Annotated in this window: 14 protein-coding genes; 5 read left to right on the top strand and 9 right to left on the bottom strand. The window is 70.7% G+C overall.

Translation table 11 applies throughout. The features are described 5' to 3' along the window. Positions 1–8: 8 nt before the first annotated feature. Positions 9–896 carry an SGNH/GDSL hydrolase family protein gene (locus ABH926_RS14710; protein WP_370366088.1) on the bottom strand — a complete coding sequence of 296 codons (888 nt, stop codon included), beginning with the start codon at positions 894–896 and terminating at the stop codon, positions 9–11. Positions 897–944: 48 nt separating this feature from the next. Between ABH926_RS14710 and ABH926_RS14705 the strand changes: the two genes are divergently transcribed. After that, positions 945–2,291 (top strand): PucR family transcriptional regulator, encoded by a 1,347-nt coding sequence (locus ABH926_RS14705; RefSeq protein WP_370366087.1) that lies wholly within the window; start codon positions 945–947, stop codon positions 2,289–2,291. Between the two features lie 217 nt (positions 2,292–2,508). Next, positions 2,509–3,573: an NAD(+)/NADH kinase gene (locus ABH926_RS14700; RefSeq protein WP_370366086.1), complete on the top strand. Its 1,065-nt coding sequence runs from the start codon at positions 2,509–2,511 to the stop codon at positions 3,571–3,573. 81 nt (positions 3,574–3,654) lie between these two features. Here the strand turns inward: ABH926_RS14700 and ABH926_RS14695 are convergent, their stop codons facing one another. From ABH926_RS14695 to ABH926_RS14660, 8 genes are all read right to left on the bottom strand, one after another. Beyond that, entirely contained in the window at positions 3,655–4,437 is a 783-nt protein-coding gene (locus tag ABH926_RS14695) for a hypothetical protein (RefSeq protein ID WP_370366085.1), read from the bottom strand. Positions 4,438–4,480: 43 nt separating this feature from the next. Next, the gene (locus ABH926_RS14690) at positions 4,481–6,577 is read right to left on the bottom strand and encodes an L-tyrosine/L-tryptophan isonitrile synthase family protein (protein WP_370366084.1); all 2,097 of its coding nucleotides are present in this window, start codon (positions 6,575–6,577) and stop codon (positions 4,481–4,483) included. Positions 6,578–6,590: 13 nt separating this feature from the next. Further along, positions 6,591–7,250: a TetR/AcrR family transcriptional regulator gene (locus ABH926_RS14685; protein WP_370366083.1), complete on the bottom strand. Its 660-nt coding sequence runs from the start codon at positions 7,248–7,250 to the stop codon at positions 6,591–6,593. A gap of 151 nt (positions 7,251–7,401) precedes the next feature. Beyond that, on the bottom strand, positions 7,402–10,701 hold the full coding sequence (locus ABH926_RS14680) for a penicillin acylase family protein (RefSeq protein WP_370366082.1): 3,300 nt from the start codon (positions 10,699–10,701) through the stop codon (positions 7,402–7,404). Positions 10,702–10,847: 146 nt separating this feature from the next. Further along, the gene (locus ABH926_RS14675) at positions 10,848–11,597 is read right to left on the bottom strand and encodes a DUF4239 domain-containing protein (RefSeq protein WP_370366081.1); all 750 of its coding nucleotides are present in this window, start codon (positions 11,595–11,597) and stop codon (positions 10,848–10,850) included. Between the two features lie 19 nt (positions 11,598–11,616). After that, a complete protein-coding gene (locus ABH926_RS14670) occupies positions 11,617–12,807 on the bottom strand; it encodes a hypothetical protein (RefSeq protein WP_370366080.1) in 1,191 nt (396 codons plus the stop codon). Between the two features lie 147 nt (positions 12,808–12,954). Next, positions 12,955–13,491 (bottom strand): TIGR00730 family Rossman fold protein, encoded by a 537-nt coding sequence (locus ABH926_RS14665; RefSeq protein ID WP_370366079.1) that lies wholly within the window; start codon positions 13,489–13,491, stop codon positions 12,955–12,957. 61 nt (positions 13,492–13,552) lie between these two features. Next, complete coding sequence (locus tag ABH926_RS14660; RefSeq protein WP_370366078.1) at positions 13,553–14,605, bottom strand: response regulator transcription factor; 1,053 nt, start codon at positions 14,603–14,605, stop codon at positions 13,553–13,555. Between the two features lie 32 nt (positions 14,606–14,637). Here ABH926_RS14660 and ABH926_RS14655 point away from each other — a divergent pair, with 32 nt between their 5' ends. The 3 genes from ABH926_RS14655 (at position 14,638) to ABH926_RS14645 (ending at position 17,059) form a co-directional block, all read left to right on the top strand. Next, positions 14,638–14,991 carry an RICIN domain-containing protein gene (locus tag ABH926_RS14655; RefSeq protein WP_370366077.1) on the top strand — a complete coding sequence of 118 codons (354 nt, stop codon included), beginning with the start codon at positions 14,638–14,640 and terminating at the stop codon, positions 14,989–14,991. A gap of 139 nt (positions 14,992–15,130) precedes the next feature. Then, on the top strand, positions 15,131–16,030 hold the full coding sequence (locus tag ABH926_RS14650) for an LLM class F420-dependent oxidoreductase (RefSeq protein WP_370366076.1): 900 nt from the start codon (positions 15,131–15,133) through the stop codon (positions 16,028–16,030). A gap of 57 nt (positions 16,031–16,087) precedes the next feature. Beyond that, complete coding sequence (locus tag ABH926_RS14645; RefSeq protein ID WP_370366075.1) at positions 16,088–17,059, top strand: aldo/keto reductase; 972 nt, start codon at positions 16,088–16,090, stop codon at positions 17,057–17,059. Positions 17,060–17,107 lie beyond the last annotated feature (48 nt).

Here is a 17,107-nt window from a genome sequence, read left to right as displayed (position 1 = left end):
GGCCGGTCTCAGCCGTTCGCGACCACGGCGCCGACGATCCGCGCGTACGCCGCCTCGCCGGCCTCGTTCGGGTGCAGCGGCGCGGCCAGGGACAGCGGGACGTAGCCCTCGACCCAGCGTGAGCTCTCGCCCTGGCAGGAGTCGTGGCCGGCGCTGGGGGTGCGCACGTCGACGTACGTCGCGCCGTTGGCCGCCGCCGTGCCGGCGATGACGCCGTTCAGGTAGTCGACCTCGCTCTGCAGCCAGGTGGCGTCCGAGCCCAGGAGGGGCTCGGTCGGCCAGCAGCCGCCGGCCTTGATGTAGAGCCCGTATCCGGTCACCAGGACCCGGGCCTGCGGCGAGCGCTGGTGGATCCCGGCCAGGACGGCGGCCAGCTTCGGCCCGAAGGCGTCGCTGCGGGCGGCCACCGAGTCGACGCCGTCGACCACGTACTTGCCCTTGCACGGCGCGGCGAAGGGGTTCAGCTGCTCGCAGGCCTGGGCGACCCCGACCAGCCCGACGTCGTTGCCGCCGATGGTGAGCGTGACCAGTGTGGTGTCGGGGGTGAGGGCGTCGAACTGCGGCGGCGCGGTGCCGGCGGACACCCCGGCGATCGACAGCGGCTGCGGGTTGGTCATGTGGAAGGTGCTGGCGCCGCTGCAGGTGACGTCGCGCAGCACCGGGATGCCGAGCGCGGCGGCCATGTCGTGGGCGTAGTTGTGGGTGGACCGGGCGCACGCCAGCTCCCCGGTCGGGTCCGGGATCAGCGGTCCGGAAGCCATCGAGTCGCCGAGGGCGACGTAGACCTGCGGGGTCGCGGCGGCCCGGGCGGTCGCCGACGTCGCCAGGGTGAGGGAGGCGGCGCCGAGCAGGGCGCACAGCCCCGCGGCGGCCTTGACGGTGCGTGACGCTTTCACGGTGGGGCTCCTCGCACGCTAGGCGGATGGACGCTGTCGCCTGTCATCATGCAGACTCTTCGGGCACTGATTAACTGGACGGTAACCCAGACTTCGGCGGTGGATTCTGTGACGCGTCACAACGGCGTTGAGGATCCCGGCGGGCGTCAAGGCGCTCCGGATGAACGCCCGCCGACAGGTGTGCCGCCGCCCGAACCACTGCGGATCGCCGGCCGCCCGGTCGCCGCGGGCCTGCGGGCCCTGGCCCCGGACCTGTCCCGCCGCGTCCTGGCCCGCCTGCTCGACGAGTTGCCGGTCTACGCGCGCCTGCCCGGCGAGGAGGTCGCGGGCGACATCGCCGAGATCGTGCAGCACTCGGTGCGCATGTTCGCCGACGCCATCGAGGCGCGCCGGGCCCCGGACGACACTGAACTGGCCGCCCAAAGGCGCTCCGCGCAACGCCGGGCCGAGGAAGGCGTGCCGCTGGACGCGATCCTCGCGGCCTACCAGCTCGGCATCTCGATGGTGTGGTCCCAGGTGTCCGCCGGAGCCACCGGCGCCGACCACGCCGACCTGCGTGCGGTCCTCGACATACTGCTGGAGGTCCAGCGCCGCATCCTGTGCTCAGTCACGGAGAGCTATCTGGCCACGCGCCGAACCATCGACAGCGAGGAACACGGCGGCCGGCACGCGTTGATGGCGGCGTTACTGTCCGGCACGGAGCCGGACGGAACGGTACGCGCGGCGCCGCGTTACGCGGTACTGACCCTGCACCTCGAACGCCACCCCGACGAGGACGCCGCCGCCCCGGGAGTCGCGGCACGAAGGAAGATCCGTAGGGTACGCGAGGCCCTGGACGCGTTCGCCTCCCAGCCGTGCCTGACCGCGTTCCGCTCCGACCGCGGCACGGTCCTGATGCCCCTCGACGAGGACGACCCCGCCCCGGACCACACCGCACTACGAACCCTGATAGCGAACGCCGCCGAGGGGGCCGGAACCCCGGTGACGGCGGCGGTCGCCATCGCCGACGCCGCCGAGATCCCCGCGGCGGTCACGCACACCGCGGAGATCGTCGACCTGGCGCGCGCCACCGGCCGCCCACCGGGCCTGTACCGCCTGGCGGACGTCCTGCTCGACTACCAGCTCAGCCGCCCCTCACCGGCCCTGCCGGCGCTGGCCGCCCGGCTGGAGCCGCTGGCGGGGAAGCCGGAGCTGCTGAGCACGCTGCACACGTACCTGCGCGTGGACCGGGACCGCCGGGCGGCGGCGCACGCGCTGCACGTCCATCCCAACACTGTCGACTACCGGCTGCGGCGTATCAGTGAGCTGACAGGGCTGTCGGCGCACCGCACCGAGGACTTGGGGGAGCTGCATGCTTCGCTGGTCGCCCGGCAGGCGTTGGGTGAGCGTGGGTAGGTTCACCCCGACCGTGTCGGTCTGGCCGCCGGAGTTCCCGCCGGTGTAGGTGCGACATCGAACACATGTATGTCAGCGGCTACGGCGCGGCGTGGCGGGGGCCATCGTCGAATGTCGCCGTCTCGTGGCGCCGCAGCGCTACAGCGAGCCGGCTCTGGCACACTCGGCCTGCACAGAGACAAACAGTGCGACAGTGACAAGCAGCTGGGAGTCTGGGATGACGGTGGAACGAGTCGGCCTCGTCGTGCACGGCGGACGGGCGGAGGCGGCGGCCGCGTCCGAACGTGTGCGCGAGTGGTGTGCCGCGCACGGTGTCGCCTGCACCGATATCGATGTCTGGCACGGCCCGCGGCGCAACGCGCGCGAGGAGGTCGAGGCCGCGGGCAACCCCGACCTGATCGTGACGCTGGGCGGGGACGGCACGTTCCTGCGCGGGGCGCGGCTGGCCGCGGCGAACGACGCCCTGCTCCTGGGCATCGATCTGGGACGCGTGGGCTTCCTGACGGAGGTGCCGATCGCCGAGATCACCTCGGCCCTCGACGCCGTGTGGACCCGGCAGATCACCATCGACAGCCGCATGCTGCTGACCCTGCGGGTCTCACGGCAGCTGGAGCTGCCGGAGGACCTGGAGCACTGGGCGTCCGTCTACGGCCGGGGCCAGCTGCTGCCGGTACCGAAGGTCCGCACCGACGGAATCGCCTGCGACGAGTGGGGCATCCCGCTCAACGTCACCGGGGTCAACGACATCGTGCTGGAGAAGCTGTCCCGCGATCACCAGATCTCGGTCGGCGTCTACGTCGCGGGCCACCTGCTCGCCTCGTACTCCTCCGACGCGCTGGTGGTGGCCACGCCGACCGGATCGACCGCGTACAGCTTCGCCGCCGGCGGTCCGATCGTCTCTCCGCGGGCCGAGGCGATCGTGTTCACGCCCGTCGCGCCGCACATGGCGTTCGACCGGTCGGTGGTCGTCGCTCCCGACGAGCCGATCGGCCTGCGGCTGCTGGAGCGTTCCGGCAGCGCCGCGGTGAGCATCGACGGCCAGTTGCGCGGGCTGCTCGAGCCGAACGACTGGATCGGGGTCTACGCGGCGCAGCGTCGGCTCAGAGCGGTACGTCTGGGACCCACTAACTTCTACGGCCGCCTGCGGGAACGCATGAACCTCACCGACGCCCCGGCCGCCGTGGCCGACGGGATCGCGGGTCCGGTCTGGTCGTTCACGACCACGCCGCCGGACGATCTCGCGCATCTTTCGCTGGAGATCGGCCCTGCGGACGTCGACTGAAGGCGGCTGAAGGCAGCTGGAGGCGACTGAATGCAGCTGGCGGCGGCGCGGTCGGTCGCGCTCGGCCGCGCTCGGCCGGACTCAGCCGAGCGCGCCGGCCAGTCGGAACACGGCCACCTCGACCTGGTTCTCGGTCTCGTCCCAGGCGACGACCATCGAACAGCCCTCGCCGGCCAGACCCCAGAAGCTGAGTTCGTCGTCTGCGACGCGACGCAACGATGCCTCGCCGGCGTCCTGGCAGCCGAAACTCAGGTGGGCACGCAGCCCCGGGTGCGCGACGCCGGAGAGGCTCGCCTCCCAGTGCTCGTCGGGCTCGCCGTCGAAGTCGATGAGGCTGTCGGGACCATCATCGACACCGACGGCGGCGGCCACACGCAGGGCGTCGACCAGCGTGCCGTCCGAGGCGATGCGCGGGTAGAGCACGGACCAGGCTCCCGCAAAGGCCTCGTCGGCCAGGTCCACCGAATGCCGGGCCAGCAACGTGCCGAGCTCTCGGCCCAGCACCAGCCGCTCCCCCGGCTTGCTGGAGGGGAAGGCTGCGGTGCTCAGCTCGGTGGCGAACTCGGCCGGCAGCGCCGACTCGTCCTCGAACACGAAAACCGACGCGCCGGCGTCGAAGCGCGGCGGAACTTCGCCGACGTCGTACATAACGATGTTCTCGTCCTCGATGAGGAGTCGCCCGGCCAGCGCCTCGGGATCCACCCACCTGGCATCGCCGGCGAAGCCGATCTCGGTGAGGAAATTACCGGCCCAGTAGTACGCGCCGTAGGAGGCGTCCGGGTCGTATTCGCTCAGCGGACGGTCCAGAAACGCGCTGAAGCCCTCGGTGAGCACCTGCCGCCACGCTGATGCATCGTGTGTCATGGCGCAGGACGCTATATGAGCCCTGTGACAGCGTGACGCGCATCTAGTGGCGCCGTAGCCGCACCCCGTCGAGGAACGCGTCGGACAGCCGCGCCGGCCCGGTGTTCGCCACGTCGGTCGCGCAGATCGGCGCCATGAACCATGGCTGACTGTCGCCGAGCGCGTCCGCGTAGACCGGCACGAAAGCACGGTCCAGCAGGCTGATGGCGAAGTCGGTGGAGACCACGCCGTACCGGTCGACGGCGGCGGTGCCGTGCCACGGCAGGAGCGCGGAGCCGCCAAGACCCGCGAAGCCGCACTGGCCGGGGCCGGGAGTGGCGGCGGTGAGGTGGAGGTGGGCGCCGGGCAGTTGGTCGTGGCCCAACTCCTGGTCGGTACGCAACACCGCGACATACCGGATCGCGGCCTCCCACGCGGCACGCAGGACCGCGCTGCGGGCGGCGGCCAGGGTCGGGGGCACCGAGTCGCCGGTGCGGTACACATCGGCGTAGACGCGGGCAGACCAGTCGCTGCGGTCGGCGCCGTCGGGGAGTGGGACGGGGACGGAGTGGATCAGGGAACTGAAGAGGGCTGCGACGCCCGAGCCGGACGCTGCAAGACCGGCGAGTGCGGTGGGGCCGGCCGATCCAGCAGCGCGGCCCGAACCAGCAGCACCAGCCGATGGGCCAGCGGCCAATCCAGCAGCATCAGCCGAAGCGGCAGCGCCCGAACCAGCAGCGCCAGCCGAAGCGGTGGAACTCGCAAGGATCGCGGAGCCGGCGAACGCGGCCAGGTCAGCCAGGACGACCAGCGTGTCGGAGCCGGTGGCCGCGGCCAGATCGGCGAGCGCGGCCAACTTGGCGCGTGCGGCCTGCGCCACGAGTCCAGCGGCTTGGCTAGCAGCTTGGCTAGCAGCTTGGCCGGCGGAGGCGGCGAGCCCAGCGGGGTCGAACAACACCGATCGCCGCAACGTCCCCACCGGATCCGTCGCGATGTCGAGCCCGCCGAAAGCCTCCGTCAGGGCCCGTATATGTGCCGCCAACCGGTTGGGGCGCTCCGTCGCGGGCTGCATGTCGTCGATGTCGCGCAGTTCGAGGAAGTCCGATGCCTCGGCCAACCTGATGTACTCGCTGATCTTCTCGGCATAAGCCCTCGCCTGCTCCACCGGGCGCGCCCGGTAGTGCTGGGCGTCGGAGACCAGAGTGACCCGCAAGCCGGGCTCGTAGATCCGCGACACCGCGGCGTGCAGCTCCTTCAGCCGCACCAGAAACGCGAACTCGGCGAAGTCCGGCAGCGCCCCGAACGCCTTGAGGCCGCTGTCCGCCTGCTTCACCGGGAAGGCTGGAAGCACCGCGTGGATCGGCTCGCCGGCCTTGATCGCGGGCAGCATGTCCTGGATGGCGCGAGCCGCCGGGTAGCCCTCCATGGACCCGCGGCGGAACTGCTTGCGGGACAGGATCCTGTGGATGAGCCGCGCGATCCGTTCCTCGTCGCCGATGTCCGGCAGCGTCCGGCCCCACTGTGTCACGCGCTCGGCGGTCTGCTCCCCCGACCGGACCGCCGCCCGCACCAGCTGTCCGGTCAGCCGCTTCGTCTGTGCCGTGGTGAGCCACACCGCGTGCGAGGACGCCGTCGGCCGGGACGAAAGCTCCGAGAGCCGGAGCTGGGAGATGGAGCGGGTGTTCGACACCGTTCCCGCCTCCGGCCGCTCCACGGTTTCGTCCAGTTCGTGGTCGGCGACCGCGCGCAGCCAGGCCCGCACCTCCTGCCCGCCGGTGACGCACCGGTCGGCCAGGCGTCCGACACAGCGGGCCAGCAGCCAGTCCGGCAGGCTGGCGTCGCCGTCCGCGTCGGGCAGCAGCTCCGCGACCACGCGCCCCGTCGGCCGCCCGGCGCGGTCCACCTCGATCGTGAAGCGGGCCGGGTCAAGGTCGACGACCGCGCCGTACTCCCCCGCGGCGCGCGCCACGATGGCCAGCGGCCGCATCACGTACTCCGCCGCCTGCCACAGCGTGTGCGGGCCGGTGCGGTCCATCGGCAGCGCGCGGGTGCCCTCCGGGAAGCCGGGGTGCGGCGGCCAGACCGAGCCGCCGTCGGGGACGGCGCAGTACATGCGCAGCAGTGGGTCGGTGAGTATCAGGTCTCGAAGCGTCCACCCCACCGGCGCGACGATATCAAAGAGTGGATGGCAGAGTCCTGTCGCCCTCCGGCTGCGCTTCCTTTGCGCCAGCCCCGGCCGCACCGTTCCGCGCCCCGGCGTCGATTAGACTCACCAAATGATCGCCGGCTAGGTCCAGCGCCGCCCGGCAGGAGGCGTCGTCGCCCTCGTTCAGCCACAACAGCGTCATACCGTCCATGACCGAGATCAGGTAGCGCGCGACCACCGGGGTCGGGGCCTTCCAGGCCACGCCGAGGGATTCGATCAGTGTGGACGCGGCGGCGATGTAGGCCTCGTACTGCCGCCTGGCGATGGTCGCCAGGCCTGGATGGCGCAGGGCGTACTGCGTCAGCTCGTAGGTGACGCGGTGCTCGCCCGGGTTGGCGATCACGTGGTGCCAGTACGTGTCCAGGGCCGAGCGCACCTTGTCCTCGGCGCTTCCGTCGCCGCCGAGCACCTCGACGGCGAGGTCGAGGGTGTGCGCGGTGATGGTCTCGATAACGTTCTCCAGCAGTTCCTGCTTGGAGCGGAAGCTGTAGTGGAACGCGGCCAGCGCCATGCCGGCCTCGGCGACGATCGACCGCGTGGTGGCCTTGGCCACGCCGTCGCGCACCATCACCCGAATCGCCGCCTCGACGAGCAGTTCCCGGCGTTCGTCGACGGCTATACGCGGCATCCGCTGATCATCCCCAAACTCGTGCTCTTGCTCTTGCTCGTGCTCGTGCTGTCGACCGCCCCGATCGGCCTCGCCCGGACCGCGTCGCGGTCCGGGCGAGGCTGTGTGGGGTGTCAGTTGTGCTGGTACGTGGGTCTACTGGGCAGGTTTTCTACTGGGCATAGACCTGGAATTGGTACAGAGAGTAGCCCCATCCGGTGGCGCGCTGGACGCCCTGCATCCGGACGTATCGGGCCTGGGTGACCGGGAACGCGTCCACTTCCTGGCCGCCGAGGCCGGCGGTGGTGGAGTAGACCGTGTGCCAGGTCTTGCCGTCGGTGGAGACCTCGATGTTGTACGCCTTGCCGTAGGCGCTCTCCCAGTTCAGGATCACGCGTCCGACCTGGTGCACCGAGCCGAGGTCCACCTGCAGCCACTCGTTGTCGTCCCAGTTGCTGGCCCAGCGGTTGGCGCCGTTGCCGGTGACCGCGTTCTGCGCCGGGTAGCCCGACTGGGAACTGGACGCCGAGGCGGTGCCGGACGCCGCCAGGTCGGCGACGTTCGCGCCGCGGTGCGACGGATACTGCACGACCTGCTGGAACGTCGGCCGGTTCTGCCAGTTGCTCTGCGCGTCGGTGATGCCGCCCAGCGGGTGCTGCTGGATGGAGTCGGCGCACCACTGGTCGCCGGCGGAGCAGACGGAGTCGGCCGGGTAGACGGTGCTCGCCGGGGTGGCGGCCGCCGCGGACAGCGCCGACAGCAGCGCCGAGCGGCAGTTCGCCAGGTTGCCGGCGCCGCAGTAGGTCTGCGCCAGCGGGCCGGAGACCTGCTCGCCGAGGACCGAGCGCAGGTCCTTGTCGACGTAGGAGTACCAGCCGGACTGGAACGACGAGCCCTTGTGCGACACGCCGGCCTCCGAGCCGCCGTACGGCGAGTCGTCGACGGAGAGCACACCGGTCATCGCCGAGTACAGGTCGGTGCCCATGCCGGGCTGGAACTCGGCCTGCACCAGCAGCGGCCACCAGGCGTCCATGATGCGGATGGCGTCGGAGTCGGCGTAGGTCTTGCTGCCGGCCGAGGTCTCCTTGCGCTTGGCGCCGTCGGCGAGCCAGGTCTTCAGCTCGTTCACGGCCGCGGCCTGCGTCGGGTCGGTCGGGGTGCCGATCACCTGCAGCAGCTCCGGCAGCAGCTTCTCACCGCGCAGGTCGGTGACGGCCGCGTCCTCCATCGCCTGGGTCAGGTTGGCCCGGGTGACCTTGGTGCCGGAGGTGATCAGGCCCTTGATCCGCTCGTCGAGCAGGTTGCTGCGGTAGATCGAGCCGTCGCCGAAGCCGGAGGTGGTGTAGTTCTGGGCGATCTTGTTGTTCCAGGACTCGTAGTAGTCCTGGTCGATGGAGTTCGGATGCGAGGAGAACGGCGTGTTGGCGACCGTATTCGTGCTCGGATCCCAGTTCAGCCACTGGTGCGCGGCGTCGGCGGTGATCGGCAGGTTCGGGTCGTCGGTGGCCGGGCGCGTCGGGTTCAGGCCCGAGTTGTAGTAGGCGGTGTGCTGGGAGTCGACGTAGAACCAGTTGAACGTGTAGGTGATGTTCGAGGCCGCCTGCTGGAAGCCGGCCGGGCCGGTCACCACACTCGGGTCGTTGAACATCTGGAAGCCGATGATGGTGTCGACCTCGTGTTGGTACGTGGAGCGCAGCTGCGTGTAGGCGACTGGTTGACCGCCGACCGTGGCGCGCGCTTGCACGATGCCGAAGTTGGTTCTGAACGCGATGAGTTTGTACGACCCGGCCGCTGTGCCGTCGGCGACGGTCGGGCTCCAGGAGTCGTCGCGCTCGATCTGCTGCATCGGCGTGCAGACGCCGTTGTACAGGTAGGCGTTGGAGTCCTTGGTGGCCGGCGTGCCGTCGGTGTTGCACAGCTGGACGGCGAAGGTGTCGATGATGTCCTGGCCGGCCGAGGTGGCGCTCCAGGAGTAGTCGGCGCCGCGGCCGAGCTCGACGTAGAAGTTCAGGCCGGCGAAGGCGGCGCCTTCGGCACTGATACCAGGGGCCTGAATCTCCTCGAGCATCAGCAGCTGCGGGGCGAAGTAACCGGTCTGCGGGCCGAAGACCGCGACCGGGTTCCCGGTATCGGTGTACTGGCCGGAGACCACGAGCGCGTTGGACATGCCGCGCTTGGTCTGGAACAGCCCGGCCGGCAGCACGCCGTTCGCCATCGAGTTCTTCGCCTTGGCCAGCGCGGGATCCGCCTTCAGGTTCGCGGTGGACGTCGCAGACTTGGCGGCGGCTTGGCCGGTGGCGGTGGTCGGGACCGCCGGCGCCTTCGCGGTCTGCGCCGTGGTGCTGGAAGCGGCCGAACCGGTCGGGTCGAAGACGACCTGCTGGGGCGTCACCGAGCCCGGGTCGGGCATGGCCACGCCGGAGGGGTTCGCCGGGCTGCCGTTGAAGGGGAACGACTGGCCGTCGTGCAGGGTCAGGTTCGCCTCGGGGTCGTTCTCCTCACGGAAGGAGTTCCACACCTGGTCGCCCTGGGTCACGCCGTACTTGGCCTCCGCGGCTTCCTTCACCAGCGCCGAGGCGACCTGGTTGCCGCCGCCGGCGCCGAACAGCGCGCCGACGACCGAACCGATCGCCACCAGGTCGGTGGGCTGGAAGTTCTGGATGCCGTCGCCCGTGAGGATGTTGGCGTTGCCGGTGAGGTCGTACTCGCCCGGGAAGTCGTCGCCGGCCTTCACGTCGGCGATGTACTGGTTCAGGCCGGCCAGGTAGTCGGTCATGTCCTGGTAGGCCTGCGCGCCGCGCGGACCGCTGTTCTTCACGCGGTCGACCTGCGCCTGAAGATCGGATTCGGTGTAGGCGCCGTTGAGGTAGAACTGCTGTTCCAGCTGGCGGTTGCCGGCCGCGCCGCCGGCGAAGCCGCTCAGCTCGCCGCGGCCGACGTGCCGGAAGACGTCCATCATCCACAGCCGGTCCTGGCCCGCGGCGTATCCGGCCCCGTATTCGGCGCCGGAGCGGGTGGTGCCGTAGATGTGCGGGATGTCCTGCTGGTCGCGGGTGATGGTGACGTCGCTGCGCCCGCCGGGGTCGGTGGTGCTGGACACCTGGTTGGCCGGGACGCCGAAGGAGGAGCTGTCGAAGAAGTTCCCCAGCGTCCCGTTGGTCAGGCCGGTGTAGCCGTCGACCAGGCTCGCGTACTTGCCGAGCTGGTCGTCGGTGTTGGCCGGGCGGTTGCCGGTGGCCTTGAACCACAGGATCTGCGCGGTCGTGGCGCTGCCGTTCTCGCCGGGCGGCAGGATGTCGTTGCACTGGCCGAGGCAGTAGTCGGCGGCGCCGGAGGCCGGGACGGCGGCCGCCGTCCTGGCCTTGAGCGCTCCCGCGGAGGCGGCCGAGGCCGTCACCGCGGGCACCGCGAGGGCACCGCCGACTACCAGCGCGGTCACCGCCGCGGCCATCGTTCGGGCACGGATGTGCATGCTCGGTCTCCTTCCGGGATGGGTGGCGCGGCGCACGCTACTACCGAGTAACACGTTGCGGAAGGGTTTCCGAACAATCGACTGGGACAGTTGACCTGGTTCCGTCACCGGGCCCTGATGTCATCGAGCTCTGATACCGCCGGCACTCAGGGGAAGTACCTGGTGAAGGGGACGGAATCGGCCCCGGTCCCCTGATTGAAGGGGTTGTCCAGGTTGTAGATCAGGATCAGCATGAACCCGATCAGCGCGGCCAGCCCCATCACCATCCCGATGTGGGTGAAGCGTTGTTCGATCCCGTAGATGAACGTGAGCGCGACGGTCAGCACGCCGCCGAGGAGGAGCCCGATCCACAGCACCGACGGCATGCGTTTGTCGGCGTCGTCCAGACGTCCGCGGCGTGCGTCGGACAGGTTGCTGAGTTGCGTCGTCGCGTCCGAGAGCACGGCCTGCCGGGCGGGGGTGGCGACGTCGGAGTTCAGGAACGCCGTGCGCAGATTGGTGAACAGCTGCCAGCCGGTGTCGCCGATCTCCTTGTGCGCGCGCATGGCCGGGAACTCGGTGTGCACGACGTAGCCGGCGTAGGCGTCGGCCGCCTCCTGGATCCGCAGCTGGTCGGCGGGCAGCATCGAGGCACCCAGCAGGTAGACCTCGTGCAGACTGCTCGCCTCGGCCGCGACGTGGCCCTCGGCGCTGTCCTTGTCCTCCCACACCGACACCAGCGCCAGGGCCAGGATCAGCGCGAACATGACGCCGACCATCATGGTCACGTAGCCGGCCACGTCCTCGCGCTCCTCGTCCTCCTTCCCCGGGAACACGCGCACCCGCACCAGCAGGCCCACCGCACCGATCAGGCCTGCCACGGCCACGACGATCAGACCACCGATCACATTCGACATTCGCCGCTCTCCCGCGGGTCTATTTCCGGCGTGCCGCGAGCACCGCGGCGGCGCCGGCGGCCGGCATCATCATGACGAGGAGGAACAGGGGGGTCTTGACTCCCGGACGCGCGAGTTGCGCCGGTTTGGGCACGGGCGGAAGTGCTTTGCGGGTCGGGGACGGCGCCGGCGGTGTCGGATGCGGCGGGGGCGGAGGCGTCGGGCGCACGGTCGGGGTGGGGGTGGGGGTCGGCTTTGGCGTGGGGGTGGGTGTCGGGGCCGGCGGAGGCGGAGGCGTGGGGGTGGGACTCGGCGTCGGCGTCGGTCTGGGCGGCGTCGGTGTCGGTGTCGGTGTCGGCGGGACCGGCGTGGGGGTCGGGGGCGGCGGAAGCGCGACCACGGTAAAGCCGGCCGATGCGGACGCTGAGAGCGTCGGCGCGGGAACGGTGCCGCCATCGGAACCGGCGGTCGAGGTGCGGTCGCTCGCGGTGGCCGTCAGGGTGCTGGTATGCGTACCCGGTGCCAGATCGACGGTCGCCGTGCAATGGGCGACCGCGCCGGGCTGGACTTCCGTCGGTACAGCACCGCAACTGGTCGCGCCGGAAGGGACCAGCGGGTCGGAGAGCGTGACGTAGACCGGCAGGTTCCCGGTATCGGTGACCGTATACGCGAAGGCCGCCCGACCGCCGGTCGCGGTCGGCGTCACCGACACCGAGTCGGTCGCGGCTATCAGCCCGCCGACTCCCCGGTAGCCGACCGGCGAAGAGACCGAGACCGGGGTCTTCCAGTCGTCGCCATGGTGATCGACGCCGTGGTCGTGGTCGCCGAAGTGGTCATGGTCGAACGGCCAGAGGTCCCAGGCATACCCGGTCGCGGTGACCGTCCCGTCGTGGCTCCCGGCCGCCGCGCTGAGCACAGCGGTGCAGACCACGCTGCTGTGCTCCTCCAGCTTCGGCACCGTGGCGCTGCCGGAGGGGCAGACGATCGCCTCGCCGGCCCCGGCGAGCCGGATGTCCGCCACGTCCTGGTCACCGGTGTTGCTCAGCCGGTAGACGACGCGGACCTGGCCCCCGGTCCTGATCAGCGGATCCGGGGACGCCGGGCGTCCGTTCACCGTGACCGACAGCTCCAGACGCGGCGGGTGACACTCCGCGCCGGAGAACAACGCCGACATCGGCAAGGTGCCGAGTAGCGCAACCAATATCGAGGCAGGGCTCGCCATAAGGGTCATCGAGCCGCAACGTAGCAATACGTCAAAGCCGCGACCAGGCGTGCAACACCTGGCGAAAGTGGCGAAAAAGCAGACCGGCGCGCATCATCGGGATATTTGCGAAAGGCGCGCCGATCTATTCACCCTTTCGGGAATTCCGTCCGGGGATCAGGCCCGCGTCGCAGACTCCAGATATGCCAGCGCCTCGGCCGGCTCGTCGGCGAAGCGCACCAGATCGGCCAGCGGCACCGGCAGGAAGCCCTCGTCCTCCATGCGCTGGAACTGCTGCTTCAGGCCGTCGTAGAAGCCGGCGGTGTTCAGCAGGACGACCGGCTTGGCGGTGTGGCCGTGCTTCTTCAGCTCCAGGATCTCGGTGGCCTCGTCGAGGGTGCCGGTGCCACCGACCATCACCACCACCGCGTCGGCCTTCTCCAGCAGCAGCCGCTTGCGCTCGGCCAGGTCGGCGGCGACCACCATCTCGTCGGCCTCGGCGCGCGCCTTGCCGGACAGGAAGGCGACCGACACCCCGACCAGCCGGCCGCCGCTGCCGCGGACGCCGTCGGCGACGACCTTCATCAGGCCGACGTCGGATCCACCCCAGACCAGCGTGTGGCCGCCCTTGCCGAGCCGCTCGGCGAAGTCGCGGGCCGGGGCGGTGTAGCGCTCGTCAAGGTCGGCGGCGGAGAGGAAGACACAGATACGCATGTGATCACGGTACCCGCGGTGGATCTCCGGACGGGCCGGTGCACGGTCCGTGCGCGGCCGTTCACAGTCCGGCGCCGGTCTCGGGCGTCCCTGCGACCCCTTTCGGCTCCAGCAGTCCCAGCCCCGCGGCTATCACCCCGGCCTGGAAGCGGCTGCGCGCGCCGAAGGTCTCCATCAGCTCGGCGATGTGGCCGCGGCAGGCGCGCACCGACAGGCCCATGCGCTTGGCGATGACGTCGTCCTTCAGGCCGTTGGCCATCAGCGTCAGGATCGAGGACTTGATCTCGGTGACGGCCATCCGGGCGGCCGAGGGACCGGTCTGGTAGGGGGTGCCGAGGTTCCAGGACTGTTCGAAGGCCGCGCACAGGTAGGCCAGGATCGAGGGTTCGCGGACGACGATCGCGCCGAACTCGTGGTGGACGTGCGGCAGGAAGGCGGTCCGGGCGTCGACGACGATCATCTGGCCGGGGATCTCGGCGACGGTGCGGATCTGGGAGCCCTCGGCGAGCACGGCCTCGGCGTAGTCCTGGGTCGGGACGTGGAAGCGCGCAGTGTGCTGATACAGGCTGCGCAGCACGACGCCCCGCCGCAGCAGCGCCAGGTCGCGCGGGAGCGCGTCGGCCAAGGCCCGGGGCGGCCGTCCGCCGCCGGGCTGGCAGGCCATGATCTCGGTCTCGCAGGTGGCGGTGAGGTCGTTGATCAGGGCCCTGACGGCGTGCATGTCCTCGATGACGTCGACGCCGGGTGAGCCGCCGGCGCGGGCCAGTTCGGAGTAGACCGGCGCCAGGGCGGCCAGCCGGGCCCGGAGCCGGTCGGTGCGGGCGCGGTCGGCCAGCAGGTCCAGCTCGGCCTGCCGGTGCGCGCTCTCGCGCGGGCCGACCAGGGCGGCGACGGCCACGTCGGGGCTGGCCGCGCGGACCGAGGCGCCGTCGCGGATCAGGACGTGTCGTTCCTCCAGGTGGGCGACGGCCCGTTCGCAGTCGGCCACACTGTGGCCGAGTTCGGCGGCCATGCGGGGCAGGTCGGCGTCGTCCTGCCGCCGCTCGGCGACCACCCAGGCGTACACGGACGCCAGGACGTCCTCCCCCTGTCCGGTTCCGGACGGTCCGTCCATCGGTGTCTTCCTTCCAGTTCTTCCCCTGTCACATGGTGAACCATCCGGCGCCTGCCGCCCGGCACATTCCAGGAATCATTGTGTATGCACGAACCCTGACCCAGGCTTCGGCTCGGCACGTGGTCGGCGGGACCGAGTTGGTGAACCGCGACGGGACGCCGTGGGCGTTCCTGAAGGAGATCTCCTCCGATGGCAATGTCTCCACGGTGGACGTCGCGCCGGACCACCTGTGGCGGATCGTCGACGCCGGCGGCGGGTGGTCGAAGATCCAGAACGTGCACAGTGGGCTGGTGATGGCGGTCAACGGCGCCTCCACCGCCGACAACGCGCAGATCACGCAGTGGACCGACAACGGGACCACCGACCAGTTGTGGCGGCTGGTGTGATCTCCAGCGACTGACCGGACAGATCGGATTGCACCGGATCGGATTGCATCGGATCGCAGAGGGCTCATGCGCGTTCGGCATGAGCCTCATGCCGAACCCTCGCTTGTCGCCGGATCCGGCGTGCTCGTAGCGTTCGGACGTGGTCGATGTGGTGCCGGTCGTGGGCGTTTTCGGGATCGGGATGGGGCCGTGCGCCACGGCTGCCGGGCTGCGCCGGATCGGGGCCCTGGCCGAGGAACTGGGGTACGAGTCGGTCTGGGCGCCGGAGCACGTGGTGCTGCCCAGCCCCCGGCAGGAGCCGTCGCCGATAGATCCGGACCACCCGATCCTCGACCCGCTGATCGCGCTGGCGCTGGTGGCCGGGGTGACGCGCAGAGTGCGGCTGGGGACCGGCGTGCTGATCCTGCCGCAGCACAACCCGGTGCGGCTGGCGAAGGAGGTGGCCTCGCTGGACGCGGTGAGCGAGGGCCGGACCGTGCTCGGGGTCGGCGTGGGATATCTGGAGCCCGAGATGGCCGCGATGGGCGTCCCGCCACGGGGGCGGGGCGCCCGCGCGGACGAGTTCCTCCAGGCGATGCACACGCTGTGGTACGACGAGGCGCCAGCGATGGACGGCTCCCATGTCTCCTTCTCCGGTCTGGACGCCCGGCCTCGGCCGGTCCAGGAGCGGATCCCGGTGGTGATCGGCGGCCGGTCCCCGGCGGCGTTCCGGCGGGCCGTGCGGTACGGCTCCGGGTGGTACGGGTTCAGGCTGGACCGGGCGCGCGCCGAGGGCGATATCAGTTCTCTGCGGGCCGCAGCCTCGGCGGCGGGACGGGATCCAGACGAGCTGACGGTCACCGTCACGCCGACCGAGAAGCTGACACCCGAGGTGGTCGCCGACTATGCCGAGCTGGGGGTGCACCGGCTGGCCGTGATGCAGCCGGACTTCCGGTTCCGGGTCGTGACGGCCGGGGAGTTCGAGGAGTTCGTGTACGCCAACGCGCCGCGAGAGGTCGGGGCCGCCGGTCCTGCCGGTTCCGCCGGTTCCGCCGCCTGAGCTGGCAGACCGAACCCGGGGGTATCGTCTCCACCAGACGATCACCCCGGAGGAAACATGGCGACCACCAACCTGCCCACCGTCCCGCTCGGCGCCACGGGGCTGCCGATCACCCGCGTCGGGTTCGGCGCGTGGGCCATCGGCGGCGGGGACTGGGAGTTCGGGTGGGGTCCGCAGCAGGACGAAGCGTCGATCGGTGCGATCCACCGCGCGCTGGAGCTCGGCGTGAACTGGATCGACACCGCCGCCGGGTACGGCTTCGGGCATTCGGAGAGCGTCGTCGGCCGGGCGTTGCAGGGGGTGGATGAGCGTCCTTATGTCTTCACCAAGTGCTCGCTGCTGAACGACGGCACCGGCCGGGTCGTGCGCAGCCTCAAGCGGGACTCGATCCTGCGCGAGGCCGAGGCGAGTCTGAAGCGGCTCGGCGTCGATGCCATCGACCTGTACCAGATCCACTGGCCGCGGCCCGAAGCAGAGCTCGAAGAAGGCTGGGCCGCGATGGCCGAGCTGAAGGAGCAGGGGCTGGTGCGGCACATCGGGGTGTCCAACTTCGACGTCGCGCAGATCCGGCGGGCGCAGGCGATCGCGCCGGTGGAGTCGCTGCAGCCGCCGTACTCGCTGCTGGAGCGCGAGGTGGAGGCGGAGATCCTGCCGGCGGCGCGGCAGGACGGGATCGGCGTCATCGTGTACTCCCCCATGGGTTCGGGCCTGTTGACCGGCGCCATGACCCGCGAGCGGATCGCGGCGATGCCGGACAACGACTGGCGCAAGAACGACGACTGGTTCACCGAGCCGCAGCTGACCCGGAACCTGGCGCTGGCCGACCGGCTGCGCGCCGTCGGGGAGCGGCACGGGGTCTCGGCTGGCGCGATCGCGGTGGCGTGGACGCTGACGAACCCGGCGGTGAGCGGGGCGATCGCCGGCTTCCGACGCGCGGAGCAGGTGGATCCGGTGGTCGAGGCGGTGCGGGTGGAGCTCACCGAGGCGGATCTGGCGGAGATCACCGGCGGATCTCCGTATGCTCGGTAGGTAGCAGGGCACAACGCCCCCACACTGGCCACCCCCCACACGCCGGGA

This window comes from Catenulispora sp. GP43 (assembly GCF_041260665.1).
GTDB lineage: Bacteria > Actinomycetota > Actinomycetes > Streptomycetales > Catenulisporaceae > Catenulispora.
The sequence above is the reverse complement of the archived record's forward strand: the minus strand, read 5'-3'. Positions and strand labels throughout refer to the sequence as shown.